This is a genomic window from Clostridioides sp. ZZV15-6597 (assembly GCF_020657815.1).
Taxonomy (GTDB): Bacteria; Bacillota; Clostridia; order Peptostreptococcales; family Peptostreptococcaceae; genus Clostridioides.
On sequence record NZ_JAGWCT010000026.1, the window covers coordinates 33,522 to 46,237 of the forward strand.

Annotated in this window: 14 protein-coding genes; 2 read left to right on the forward strand and 12 right to left on the reverse strand. The window is 26.4% G+C overall.

The window, feature by feature from the left end; translation table 11 throughout:
* Window positions 1–7: 7 nt before the first annotated feature.
* Entirely contained in the window at window positions 8–1,015 is a 1,008-nt protein-coding gene (locus KGF52_RS08185; protein WP_227839763.1) for a nuclear transport factor 2 family protein, read from the reverse strand.
* A gap of 412 nt (window positions 1,016–1,427) precedes the next feature.
* Entirely contained in the window at window positions 1,428–2,075 is a 648-nt protein-coding gene (locus tag KGF52_RS08190; protein ID WP_227839764.1) for a hypothetical protein, read from the reverse strand.
* A gap of 498 nt (window positions 2,076–2,573) precedes the next feature.
* Between KGF52_RS08190 and KGF52_RS08195 the strand changes: the two genes are divergently transcribed.
* Both KGF52_RS08195 and KGF52_RS08200 read left to right on the forward strand, forming a co-directional pair.
* Entirely contained in the window at window positions 2,574–3,071 is a 498-nt protein-coding gene (locus tag KGF52_RS08195) for an RNA polymerase sigma factor (RefSeq protein WP_227839765.1), read from the forward strand.
* Entirely contained in the window at window positions 3,049–3,828 is a 780-nt protein-coding gene (locus KGF52_RS08200) for a hypothetical protein (RefSeq protein ID WP_227839766.1), read from the forward strand. Before KGF52_RS08195 ends, KGF52_RS08200 begins: the two co-directional genes overlap by 23 nt.
* Window positions 3,829–4,219: 391 nt before the next feature.
* On the opposite strand, the gene KGF52_RS21610 is transcribed toward KGF52_RS08200, so the two are convergent.
* The 10 genes from KGF52_RS21610 to KGF52_RS08250 all read right to left on the reverse strand — a co-directional run bounded on the left by KGF52_RS21610 (window position 4,220) and on the right by KGF52_RS08250 (window position 12,016).
* Complete coding sequence (locus KGF52_RS21610; RefSeq protein WP_413927390.1) at window positions 4,220–4,414, reverse strand: ATP-binding domain-containing protein; 195 nt, start codon at window positions 4,412–4,414, stop codon at window positions 4,220–4,222.
* A gap of 269 nt (window positions 4,415–4,683) precedes the next feature.
* Complete coding sequence (locus KGF52_RS08210) at window positions 4,684–5,511, reverse strand: MarR family winged helix-turn-helix transcriptional regulator (RefSeq protein ID WP_227839767.1); 828 nt, start codon at window positions 5,509–5,511, stop codon at window positions 4,684–4,686.
* A gap of 470 nt (window positions 5,512–5,981) precedes the next feature.
* Window positions 5,982–6,668 carry a DUF2461 domain-containing protein gene (locus KGF52_RS08215; protein WP_227839768.1) on the reverse strand — a complete coding sequence of 229 codons (687 nt, stop codon included), beginning with the start codon at window positions 6,666–6,668 and terminating at the stop codon, window positions 5,982–5,984.
* 198 nt (window positions 6,669–6,866) lie between these two features.
* On the reverse strand, window positions 6,867–7,733 hold the full coding sequence (locus tag KGF52_RS08220) for an RNA polymerase sigma factor (RefSeq protein WP_227839769.1): 867 nt from the start codon (window positions 7,731–7,733) through the stop codon (window positions 6,867–6,869).
* Window positions 7,734–8,012: 279 nt separating this feature from the next.
* Window positions 8,013–8,678, reverse strand: coding sequence for a methyltransferase domain-containing protein (locus KGF52_RS08225; protein ID WP_227839770.1), 666 nt, complete (start codon window positions 8,676–8,678; stop codon window positions 8,013–8,015).
* Window positions 8,679–9,208: 530 nt separating this feature from the next.
* Window positions 9,209–9,637 carry a Nif3-like dinuclear metal center hexameric protein gene (locus tag KGF52_RS08230; RefSeq protein ID WP_227839771.1) on the reverse strand — a complete coding sequence of 143 codons (429 nt, stop codon included), beginning with the start codon at window positions 9,635–9,637 and terminating at the stop codon, window positions 9,209–9,211.
* Window positions 9,594–9,917, reverse strand: a complete 324-nt coding sequence (locus tag KGF52_RS08235; protein WP_227839772.1) for a hypothetical protein — start codon at window positions 9,915–9,917, stop codon at window positions 9,594–9,596. The genes KGF52_RS08230 and KGF52_RS08235 overlap by 44 nt, the downstream gene beginning before the upstream one ends.
* Window positions 9,918–10,263: 346 nt before the next feature.
* The gene (locus KGF52_RS08240; protein WP_227839773.1) at window positions 10,264–10,710 is read right to left on the reverse strand and encodes a DUF3788 family protein; all 447 of its coding nucleotides are present in this window, start codon (window positions 10,708–10,710) and stop codon (window positions 10,264–10,266) included.
* A 52-nt stretch (window positions 10,711–10,762) separates the two neighbouring features.
* Window positions 10,763–11,230, reverse strand: a complete 468-nt coding sequence (locus KGF52_RS08245) for a VOC family protein (protein ID WP_227828710.1) — start codon at window positions 11,228–11,230, stop codon at window positions 10,763–10,765.
* A gap of 408 nt (window positions 11,231–11,638) precedes the next feature.
* Window positions 11,639–12,016, reverse strand: coding sequence for a BlaI/MecI/CopY family transcriptional regulator (locus KGF52_RS08250; RefSeq protein ID WP_227839774.1), 378 nt, complete (start codon window positions 12,014–12,016; stop codon window positions 11,639–11,641).
* Window positions 12,017–12,716: the final 700 nt, after the last annotated feature.

Sequence of the window (12,716 nt, forward strand, 5' to 3'; positions counted from 1 at the left end):
TTAAAAATTAAGCATTAAAAATACTTTTAGTTCTTCCAAGAATATCAAGACCTTGTTGTTTTAGCCAGTAAGGAATATCAATTAACACCCAATTTTCTTTAAGTTTATCTCCCTTGCGATAGTAAACGTCAACAACTTGCATATCTGCCTTAACCTCTCCACCTGGCAATCCTAAAAATCCTCCACATGGGATATTGCTTAAGTTAGGCCATCCAAAGAAACAAGCAAAATTTCCTTCTGCAAATCTACATACATGTCCATTAAAAGTCTTTCCTTTTAAATTATTTCTAAATGGCAATTGATGCTGTTCTTGATATCTAGGTATAGTATAAGAAGCTCCAATCCCCCCTGGTCCATACCAAATCATATCTTTAGCCCATGATTTTTCAAGTATCTCTGGTGGACATCCCATAGAACCACTGTCATTTAATTCAGATAAATCATCTACCATTTTATTGACTAATGCTAAAGTCTTAACCCCATCTACTTCGTCTGCATCTTCAAAAAGTAGTCCATTGTGGTCAATTGGTCCTGGATATACAAAATATGAACCTGTTTGTGGTGGCAATGGATTGACACCTGCCTGAATCATAAATCCAATTATATCTACAAATAATCCAGTCTTGGAAATTTTACCATCTTGCACACAGTTAAATTCTGCGTATCTTAAGCTAATCATCTTGCGAGTATGCTTAATACCAAGCCAGTCATTATCAAAAAGCCCCATAAAATGACCCATACTCATTACCCACTCACTGTTATCAATTTCATTAGTACCTGCAATAAAGATATCTTGTCGTCTTTGCATATTACTCAATGAATTTTTTAAAGGCTTCCAAAATGTATCTGCTACATTTTCAACTCCTCTTTGTTCACGAAATGGATATACGCCTCTCCAGTCATAGTCTGACCTCATGTACTGTTTTAAAATTTTTTTAATTTCATCTCCATCGGCGTTTTCTAATGCTTCAAAGTAATTTCTTACAACTCTTTTTGATTCTTGATATTTTCCCATTATTATATCCTCCCAAATTTATAAAGTATAATCTAACTTTATTGACTCTTGATTGCATACGTTTTCTCTTTTATAGCTTTTTTATTTGTTTTTAGGCTATTTTATGAATACATATGCATTTTTCTAAATATTAACATATATCTAAAAAATTGTAAAGAAAATGTTATCATAAAAATGTAAATTGTAATTTATGTCTACTCAAATTTATAGGGCTTTTATCCTTGCTAATAAAAATAATCTTTACCTCCCATATTTATTGAAATACTTGCACCAATAAATGGCTATAAAAAATTAAAGGTGACAGTCTTTTTAAAGCTGTCACCTTTTTGATTTAGTCAATCTAATATGTTTTTATTTGTATTCTGGTGTTTATTTTTTAATATTTATTTGTTGATTTATTGAATTTCTAATTCTACTTTTTATCAACGCATTTTTTTTCTTCACATTTCATTTCTTCTTTAGTATGATTTTTTTGAACAGATTCTATTTGTTCATCAGTTGCTGTTTTAGATTCATCAATTTTTTCATATTCTTTTATATTATTTTTCTCAGCATCTTCTTTATTTTCAGACATTATTTTTTCATCTACATTTTGATTTTCAAATCTTCCATATTTCTGATATTCATTGTTTTCTTGATAATTTTTAGCATCAAATTCTTCATTGTCTTTAGATTCTCTGTAACTTCTTTCATGACCACTTGGGGCAAATCCTTCATGACTTCTACACTCTCTATGCTCATGACTTCCTTCATGACCTCTATATTCTCCTCTTTCGTACCCTCTTGGGGCAAATCCCTCATGACCTCTATACTCTCTATTGCCATGATTTCCTTCATATCCTCTTGACCCAAATCCTTCTTGACGCATCATTTCAAATCTTTTACATCCTTCACATGTATGATTCCATGGATGTCTATGAGGACCTCCATATCCCATTTGACCATGATGTTGCGAATATTTATTATGTTCTCCATAATGTTCTTGGTGTTTATGATGTCCTCTCATTTCAAAATCTTCAAATCCTCTAAATCCTTCTCTTTTATCTTTGTAATAATTCATATTAACTCCTCCTAATTAACTCGATTTTTTCTATTAATTTATTTTCTTAGTTTTTATTAAGGTACCTTATTTATTTTTAATTATAAAGGTACCTTATGATTTTGTCAATACTATTTTTAAGGTACCTTTACATTTTTTTAATTTCTTTTAAACCTGAAAATTATGGCATGAAAAAGCTGTATAGGAAAACACATATTTATTACCATGTATAATTTTTTATTAAATTGCTTAAATTTATTAAACTGTTTCCTACACTTTAATTTATCAAATAATTACTTTTAAAAAAAGTGAACCATTTATAGTAAAATTTTATCTAATGAGTGTAAGGCAAAAAAGTAGTGCTACTTCATATAAATGTAGATTTATCCAATTATTTCCTAAACTTCAAATAAAAAATAATTATTTTTAAAAAAGTGAACCATTTATAGTAAAATTTTATCTAATGAGTATAAAGTAAAAAAGTAGCGCTACGATTTGCATAGAAAGGTAGGAATACAATTGGATAAAACTACATTTATTAATAATATTCTTGAGTCAGAACAGACTTTGTATCGCGTATCTAAGTCTATTTTAGGAAACGACCAAGATTGTGAGGATGCTGTTAACAATGCTATTTTAAAAGCATATGAAAAACTAGACTCACTGAAAGAACAACAATATTTTAAAACTTGGTTGATTAGAATAGTCATAAATGAATGTAATTCATTAAGGCGTAAACAGTTTAATATTCTACCATTTGAAGAAATTCTCAATAACAAAAAAGTAGAAGAAAAAGATGATTACAGTGATTTATATATTGCTATTCAAGGTTTATCTAAAAAAATTAAGATTCCAATAGTTCTTTATTATATCGAGGGATATTCAATAGATGAGATTAAAGAAATATTAGATATACCTCAAGGAACTGTAAAAAGCAGATTATCAAGAGGTAGAAAATTATTAAAAACTAAATTAGAAGATATGGAGGTAAAGTATGAACAAAGACAAGTTAAATAATTCATTCCCGAAAGCTCCAGAAAGCTTTCATAATAGATTAAATAAAACATTAAATAGTCTACCAGAAAGAGAGGAAAATTATAACATGATTAATAATAAAACACATAAATCACCATTTAAATTCTCATTCAAAAAGAGCTTAGTCGCAACTTTGGCTGTTACTCTACTGTTAAGTACAACAGCTCTTGCAGTAGGAGAAATATCTAGTCTATTTTCAAGTACAAGTAATAAGGCTACCTATACATCTGTCCCAACTACAGAACAAGTAAAAAAAGACTTTAAATTTTCTCCTAATATAGTTTCTGAATTTAGTAATGGATATAAATTTAAAGGAGGATATATTGAAAAGGAAAAAGGACTTGATAAACAAGGTAATATTTTAGGAGAATTAAAATCACTTGATATCGAGTATGAAAATGGTAGTGATGTAATATCTCTTAAGACAGCAAATAATATACTTGGAGAAAATTCTGAAAACGTAAAAGTTGTAGATACGTACAAAGATATAAATATTTCTTATGAGGAGTTCAAGCAAAAATATGTACCAGAAGGTTATAAAATGACAGAACAGGATAAACTTGATGAAAAATCAGGTAAATATTCATTTAATACAGGGTCAGATAAAGTGGAAGTTAATGAATATAAATATTTAAGCTGGAAACAAAATGGAGTTTATTACTCATTTATAGTTGAAGACTCAGGTTTATCTATGAATGATTTAGTAGAGATGGCTCATGAAGTAATAGATACAAAATAAAGATAAGTAATATAAAACATAGCTAACGATTGAATTATTTATGAGTCTATTATTTGTGACTTTAATTTATTTATTAGTAAACATAACCATCTCTTTTATATTAATATTTTTTTTAGAATTTATATATCAGATTCTAGCTATTTAACTGCTATACAAATTCTAGTTAAATAATACTACTAAAAAGCCCTTAAAAACCATGTATTTTGGATTTTAAGGGCTTTAACTTTATCATAAAATACTCATCTAAATATTCATTACAAATACATAATAAATATATAATAAATATATAATAAGCTAAAAAAATTATATAAGAATTAAAATTTCATTGTTTTAATATTACTTCAACATTATTTTAATATTGTTTTAATGTTGTTTTAATATCGTTTTAGTATTACTTTAATCTTACTTTAATATGTTTTAATAAAGAACTTATCTCGTCTAAATAATATATGTTTAGCACATAAAGAGCTCTTGTACAACAAGTGTAAAGGAGCAACCTTTCATCTTCATTATTATAATTTTTATTGCTTGCATTATATATAATAACCGCATCAAATTCAAGCCCTTTAGATAGATATGAAGGCATTATTAACACACTGTTTATATACTCGTCATCATCTTTTGTTATACATTGTACATCAACATCATTCTCTTTTAAAAACTCGTATACTTCTCTAGTTTCACGAACTGTCTTTGTTATGATACCAATAGATTTATAATTTTTCTGTTTATAATCTTTTATATAGTCATATTTGCAGAATTAAAGAGTTTATAAAATATTTCATATTGTAATGGAGTGTAATCCTGTACTTCATCTATGATTACATATTTTTATAGTAGAAAGATAAATAGTTTCTAATCTTCATTAATATCCTTTTCGCTATACTTTTCATCCTTAGATACATTCTGTTCATCAAATCTCTTATTCTTAAAAAACTCTGGATGTTGTTTTACTATCTGTTCAAAAAATCCCGGATGCTGTTTCGTCATTTGTTCAAAAAATTCTTCTCTATTAAAAAATTCTTCTCTATTAAAAAATTCTTGAAATGCTTCCATACGTGGATTGTAAAATTCTTTTTCTTCTTGAGAACTTGGATGTGGTTCCTCATGTGGATTTGGATGTGAATCCATATGTCCCATTCCAAAACCTTCTCTTCCATTAAAACCTAAGCGTTGACCAGGATGTGGTCTTGAGTGTGGTCCCATATGCGACCCATCAAAATTAATATTATCATCATTTTTTATAGTTCTCTCCAACTCATTAGTAATCTTAATAAGAATATCACTTAGAATGCTTTTTTCTTCTTTTTCTAAAATATCGAATATTTTATTAGTTGGGTCTTCTTCCTGCTCAATTTTATTAATTTCATCCATACCTTTTGATGTTAGTCTTACTACCATTACTCTACGGTCTTTTTCTGAAGGGGTACGAGTAATAAATCCTTGATTTTCTAGTTTTGAAAGCAATTCACCTAAAGATTGAGGTCTCATATCAAGCAAATATGATAGTTCTTTTTGAGTAATTTCTGGCTTTATTTTTAGCATAGATAATACTCTTCCTTGACCTCTATGCGTTCCTCTAAAAAAACCATGTGATTTATGATTTTGAAGGTGAAATTTATGTAGTAATGATTGTACTTTAAAAAATTGCTCTAATAAATTTTCATCTTGAGTTTCATTCATGATTTTTACCTCCTAAATTAATTATTAATTTTGTAATCATGCACTTTACTAATTATATAATTTTTTTCAAATAGGTCCTTTAAAAAGGTACCTTACTTGTATTGAGTATAAGAGCAAGCCTTAGATTTGTCAAATATTTTAACACTTTATTACTCTTTTTATGCATCATAATAAAATCCTTGTATTATATCTTTAAATAAATAATTAAGTTTAATTTTTCAAACTAAAAAATCCAATATCTATACTAATAAAACTCTATCCCTTATTAAAGTTACTAAGTAAATTATCTATTTTATTTTCTTATTTATTAGTACTATATTCTACTTATTAGGACTATCTTCTAAGTCCACTACAACTATACATAAACATATTCAATTAATTCTATATAATTTAATTAATTTTAACTGTACTATATTTTAAACTTTTACTAATATTATGCCCCAATTATACTCTACTCATATTTCTTATGTTTAAGCTTTTCTCTCAGGCATTTTGTAGCCTTCTAAAGCTTTATTAATATAATCATTAAAAGGTTTCATAAGTAAGAATTTATCAGTAACCACTTTACAAAATTCATATAAATTGTCTAAGTCACTATCCTGTAAGTGATATTCAATATACCAGCTTTTGTGTTTTAAATACTCTCCTTTAGTAAAATCTTTTGGATATCCTCTTGGAATATTTTTTAGTTTTTCGCCATCTAAAGTAAAATTCTCTGAAAATTTGTGATTATACAAAATAGATTCTAATTCATCTGAATGTTTAAGTATATAATCCCTCACTCTTGTTGTTGCATCTGAAAGCTGTGGTGTAAAAAGTCCTGCTCCTAAAAATATATTTTGTGGAGAAATATCTATGTAATACCCTACTGGGATTGGTACTCGTCCAGCATATGAAATATGTGCTCTAAATGATGGGTTATAAGGTGATTTATCATTACTAAAACGAGTATCTCTGTTCAACCTAAATATTAAATCTTTTGCATTTAGATGTGCAATAGATTTATCTTCATAAGCTAAAGCATTGATTATATCTTGTACCAACTGTTCAAATTGTAATGTAGCTTCCTTTTTCCATTCTTTATTTTCCATCATCCACTCTCTTGAATTATTTTTTTTCAATGCATTTAAAAACTCTAATATACAATTTGTTTTCATAATTTTCTCTCCCTTTTATATTAATTTTATTAATATTTTTAAAAATTATTTAAATACTTGATTGATACTCAAATACCATATAGCTATTTTAAAATACTCATTAATTTATTTTTAAAATTACATATCTAAATAGCTTCTAATATCCATACTTAATACTTATTAAAGTTTTTCATCATATTTCAAAAACTTTTTAAGTATTTATAAATTTTTAATTATTGAGTAGCAGTCTGACTGTAAAAAATCTGTTAGAAATTTTTTTAATTTTTCACTAGAATAATATGATGGAAGTCTTGAAAATACTGTTGAAAAATTTTCAGCTTCTTCCATAGCAGATTTAAATTTAAATATAGTATTATCATCATCTTTTTCTAGACTAGAATACTCCAAATTTTTAGGATTTATACGGTGATTAACTATTGCATAATTAATACGCTTCTTGCACTGACATACCCCTTTTCCACTTAATCCACAATACTCATCTAAAAATGAGGCCATTTTCTTCCTAGTTCGTGATAGCCTCTGTCTATATGCTTCAGAAGATATCTCCAAAATATCACCAGCAACTTTACTATTTAGCTTAAACATTGTACCTAGAATAAAAATGCATCTACTCTCTACATCCAAGCATTGTAACATTACATTTGTACATGAATATTTTAGTTCTTCTTCAATAATAGAAGTTTCAACATTTTGAGATAAATCAGGTATATCTTTTGATTTACCATTTTTGATATCAGCTCCATAATATTCAAAACTTAAATGCTGTTTAGAAAACATACTTTTTTTATAATTTTGTAAATGATTGTATACTATTCTAAATACCCATGTAGAAAAAGAACTTTCTTTTCTAAATGTAGATAGATGAGTAATTACACGTATCATAATTTCTTGACTGGCATCCTCTGCATCCTGTACAGTACCTAACATTCTTAAAGATAAATTAAATACTAAATCCTGTACATCCAATAACAAAATTTCAAGAGATTTTTTGTCTCCTAAAATAGCTCTGTCTATCAAATTTTCTATTTCATCTTTTTTTACATTATTTTGTGTATTTTCACTCATAATTTCACCCCCTATTAAATTAGACAACTTAAAAAGTACTTTGTGACATAAAATTTTTATTTTCAGTATATTATTACAAAATAAAAATACCCAATCAACCTAAATAGTCCAATTGGGTATAAATCCTCTAAAAAATCATTTTGTATTTAAATAATCATTTTTATATTTGAATAATTATCTTTGTATTTGAATTTTTATCTAACTCTAATCTTTATCTAATTCTAATATTTATCAAGCTCTAATCTTTATCTAACTCCAACTTTTATTTAACTCCAACCTTTATTTAACTTTAGCTATTAGAGAAATTGTATTAAAATACTTACCATCTTCTACTTCCATCATTTTTTTATCATTTTTTGCATAAGAATTCTCGCAATTTAACCAATCTTGCCATGCTTCTTCATGACAACTTAAAGCTTCACATTTCTCTAAAATCACAGACTCGGATTCTGACCAAAGTTCATTCCACCATTTAAGAGAATGAAAATTCATATTATCTTGCCAAAATGGAATAAGTTCATCAGGTATACAATTTACAAAATCTTGTTTTAATCCTGGCATTGCCATTGCAATTATTCCGCCCTCTTTTACAAGAGGCGATATATGATTTTCTAAAAAACCTTCTTTGTTTCCAAAGTAGTGATAAGAGTGAACACTTATTACTGCATCAAAGAAACCTTCTGCGTAAGGTAATTCATGTGCCTCTGCTTGTATTGGAAATATTTTATTATCTAAGTTAAAGTCCTTAAATCTTTCATAATTCTCAGTTGGTTCTATCCACAAATCTGTTGCAAATACAGTTGCATCAAATTCATTTGCTAAAAATATAGAAGATATACCTCTTCCACATCCCAAATCTAAAATACGCATTCCCTTTTCTAATTTTATCTTATTTGTCATTTCCTCTAGTATTTTTATACAATTAGGCCCCATCATGTTTTTCATGAGGAACTCTTTGTCATATTTATTACTTTTCGTAAATATCATTCTATCTTTCCTTTCCTTATAAATTATTATTTATTTAAATTGTTCCTATTTTAATGTATATACTAACTAATCTATTTAATTTAGCGGATATTTGACACTTTACCTTTTATTATACCATTTATTCTCATAAATATAATAATTCTATTATTTTAAAATAAATATTTATAATAATTTAAAATAAATACTTATAAAATATAGTTTATCATAATAATACTATAAAAAAACATCGAAAAATAAGTATTCTAGAGAGGAATAGTAAAAATAGCTTTGATATATGTTAGTTATAAAATATGAACAAATAAAGAATCAAATAGACATGAACTTTAGAATAACTAAAAGAATCTAACTTCAAGACAATTTTTTAAATTCTCCATAGAGCATTACGATACTACATTATAAAGCTAATTAAGATACTATTCTAAAAACAATAAAATAAGCAGTCAGTAAACATAAATTTTTACTGACTGCTTATTTTTGTTTAATATCTATTATAAATCTTCTAAATAATACTTTCCTTGCAAGAATTCTGATTCTAGACCTAGATTTTTGAAATAATTAACTAAAGACATACATGCAAATTTTTCTGTAGAATAATGAGTAGCACCTATAACATTAATTAAATTCTCTTTTGCAATTTTATGAAATTCTAATGCTGGTTCAAAATGTTTTAAAGGCTTGGTAAATCCAGTAATATATAAATTTATGCCAAGCTCAGCAACTTCACTTGCTACAAATGGATAACTTCCTCCACCTGCTGCAATAGCTACTAAACCATCTTTTAAAACAGAGTCTCCATAATCATATAGTTTCGCATCATGTCCAACTGTTTTTTTAACAAGTTCCTTAATCTCTTCTAGTGACTTTAATGATGTCTTACATATAAGATAGTGGAATATCATGAAATGGAAAATCTTCATCTGATGCTATATATCCCATTGCATGGTGTGAAAAAAGTAAGATATCTCTTTCATCTTTATCTATGATTTGCTGAACTATTTCTTTATCTGGAAAAGTAGCTGTATATACTTTATTAATGTCTTGAGCATTATCTAATACTAATCCTATGTATTTTTTCTTAAATTCTGGAGTAATAAAATCATTTTCAAAATTCATAAAACTCCAATCATCATCAATATTTTTAATATCAAATTCTATGTCTAGCTTTTTATAAAGTTCTTTTGCTTTAATACTAATCACTCCTTTATAATAATATTTAACTGATACATATTTATACAAGAGTTCTATAATATGCTTATACTTTAAAAGTCAACTATATCTCAAAATACTGTGAGTATTAACTCATTTTAAAGTATAGTTTATTTTTCTAGTATACGTTTTATCTCAATACTCTTGCCTATAAATATCCGTTTATTTTAATATACTTTATTAACCCTGTCAAATACTATTATTTTATATGAGCTATTCTCAATTTATTTATTATTCTAATTATATTTACTTATTATCTTAATTCTTATTGACTTACTATCTTATAGTTACTCTCATTTATTATCCTAATCCTGTTAATCATTAAGCTCCTAACTACCTAAACTTTTTTTAAATTTTTAGGAGGCTTTTTTTTAACTTCAATAATCTTTAAAATATCATCAAGCTCTTTCTCATTCTCCACTCTATAATTTATCCATCCTCCACTTCCACAAGGGTATCGCTTATCCCAAAATTCATTTGTCTTTGGCAATAAGTTATCCAGTATATCTAATAGCTTATCTACATCATTACTTCCAATTTGAATAGTTACTGTAAAGCAATCTTTCTCAAAAAACACATAAAATAGATGCATTGTTTTATGTGAATACTTATATCCCCAGCCATAATTATTTCCAAAAGGAAATCTTAATTCTTTACGTAAATCATATTTTTTATCTAATAAATTCTCAAGATACAAAATAAGGTTAAAATGATTTTTGCCCACATACTCAGAAATCTCTTTTTCTGATGGCATGACACTTTTATTCAACATTCTTTCATACAATTTTAATCACCACTTTTGATTTATTTTTAATCTGAAAATACTAGTATCAAAATTATTCACTTTTTTTACATTCCTCCACAAATTCAATTGGATGTTGAATAATCTTAGAAACTTCTTCTACAGAATACCCTTCATCTAAATATCTTCTAGCTATAACTTCCATAGATTCTCCTACCTCGATAATATGTTTATCAGGGTCATAAATACGCACTACCCTCTGTTGCCATTCATATTTTAGTGGTTGATGAACATACTCTACATCTTTATATGATTTAAGTTTTTCAATAAATTTATCAAAATCATCAGCTTCAAAATAAAGTTCCATATTGTGTGACTTTTGCACAACTGTATCGGGATTTAGCCCTGTTAACCATGCAAAATCCTCTTGTATTGCAAATCCCCCACTAAAAGTTACATTTCTACCTAAATCTAACACAACTTTTTGGTCAAACAATTCTCCATAAAACTTTTTTGACACTTCTACATTATTTACTGCCAATAATGAACATTGATATTTCATAAATGTACCCCCTAATTTCTATTATTATTTTATTATATCAATTTAAACTTGAAAGCTATATGTCATATTTACAAAAATTATTTGATTATGTATTTTACACAACTACAATCTCCATACAAAAAGCTACCCTAAATATAGTTATTTAATTGATAACTAAAGGTAGCTTTTTATATTGAATTAATAGAATTGTCCATCATTAATTTACACTCATGTTTAATTTTATTTTGGTTCATATTACAAACCATTTATAATTTTCAAAGTCAAATATACTATATATCATAAATATACTGTATATGATTTAGGTTTATATTATACAAGCTCGAAAAATTTCTAAAAATAAGTTTTCATATTTTTAGGTATCATGTTTTATTTTACAAATAGCTACTATTTTTCTTTAATCTTCTTTTCTTATTTTTCTTTAATACTTCTTAACCACGCTTCAATAAAAAGTATATCCTCTTCACTTATATTATCATCTGCATGCAGTGATAATAATAAACTTTTTATAGAGGAATCGTGAATATTACTAAAAAACTCTCTTGTTTCAAAATTCAAGTAATCTTTTTCAGCAATTAAAATCTCATACTGTGTATGTTTATTTATCTTTTTAGAATTTAAAAATCCTTTAACTACTAATCTAGATAAAACAGTTAAAGTTGTCGTTTGCTTCCATTGATATTTTTGCTCCATAGCTAAAATAATATCTTTTGATGTTATTTTGGAATCTACTTTCCATATAAATTTCATTATCTTAAATTCTGATTGTGGCAGCTTTTTTATCGGCATAATAAACCTTTGCTACTCAGAATATAGACAAGCAATATCCACAGTAAAATTTTCATCAATTTAATTGATATTATATTCATTTAAATTACTGTGATTTTATAAGATTTTCTCAATCTTAAATTCTAAAGTTAGCTATTTGTACATAATAAACATATGTAAATAGTGTCAAAATTACTTTATATTGCTTAGTTTTATGAAATGTCTTGTACTCAGCTATATACTTCTGGATACTTGTCTCAGTAGCTCTCCCTTCTCTTAAATTTTTCTTTCTAATTTTAAGCATTTATATTTTAGTAATCTTACTTCTTTTAATTTTGACTTATTGCTTCTCTAGCTTTTAAAAAAATAATCTATCATTTACGATTTTAAATATTATAATCTCAATCTTAATTTGTAATTTTAAATATTGCAACATCAGTTTTAATTTACGATTTTAAATACTGTAATCTCAATCTTAATTTACGATTTTAAATATTGTAATCTCAGTCTTAATAATTACACTTTATACAATTAAATTTTGCTAGTTTATTGAATATTCGTTTGTATCTTTTATAATCCAAACCTTTTCCTCAACAGTTCTTTATAGCTCTAATTTAATTCAACATATCTAGACATCTACACTTTATATAACTATTGAAGATGATGGAAAAGGTATGAGTAAAGATAAAATTAGTTATTTGTTGAAGAATCAATATAATTT

Excerpts from the sequence above, each read along its gene's own strand:
- KGF52_RS08185 (WP_227839763.1), bottom strand. The coding sequence starts at position 1,015 with ATGGGAAAATATCAAGAATCAAAAAGAGTTGTAAGAAATTACTTTGAA.
- KGF52_RS08190 (WP_227839764.1), bottom strand. The coding sequence starts at position 2,075 with ATGAATTATTACAAAGATAAAAGAGAAGGATTTAGAGGATTTGAAGAT.
- KGF52_RS08200 (WP_227839766.1), top strand. The coding sequence starts at position 3,049 with ATGAACAAAGACAAGTTAAATAATTCATTCCCGAAAGCTCCAGAAAGC.
- KGF52_RS21610 (WP_413927390.1), bottom strand. The coding sequence starts at position 4,414 with ATGCCTTCATATCTATCTAAAGGGCTTGAATTTGATGCGGTTATTATA.
- KGF52_RS08210 (WP_227839767.1), bottom strand. The coding sequence starts at position 5,511 with ATGAATGAAACTCAAGATGAAAATTTATTAGAGCAATTTTTTAAAGTA.
- KGF52_RS08215 (WP_227839768.1), bottom strand. The coding sequence starts at position 6,668 with ATGAAAACAAATTGTATATTAGAGTTTTTAAATGCATTGAAAAAAAAT.
- KGF52_RS08220 (WP_227839769.1), bottom strand. The coding sequence starts at position 7,733 with ATGAGTGAAAATACACAAAATAATGTAAAAAAAGATGAAATAGAAAAT.
- KGF52_RS08225 (WP_227839770.1), bottom strand. The coding sequence starts at position 8,678 with ATGAAAAACATGATGGGGCCTAATTGTATAAAAATACTAGAGGAAATG.
- KGF52_RS08230 (WP_227839771.1), bottom strand. The coding sequence starts at position 9,637 with ATGAAGATTTTCCATTTCATGATATTCCACTATCTTATATGTAAGACA.
- KGF52_RS08245 (WP_227828710.1), bottom strand. The coding sequence starts at position 11,230 with ATGAAATATCAATGTTCATTATTGGCAGTAAATAATGTAGAAGTGTCA.
- KGF52_RS08250 (WP_227839774.1), bottom strand. The coding sequence starts at position 12,016 with ATGCCGATAAAAAAGCTGCCACAATCAGAATTTAAGATAATGAAATTT.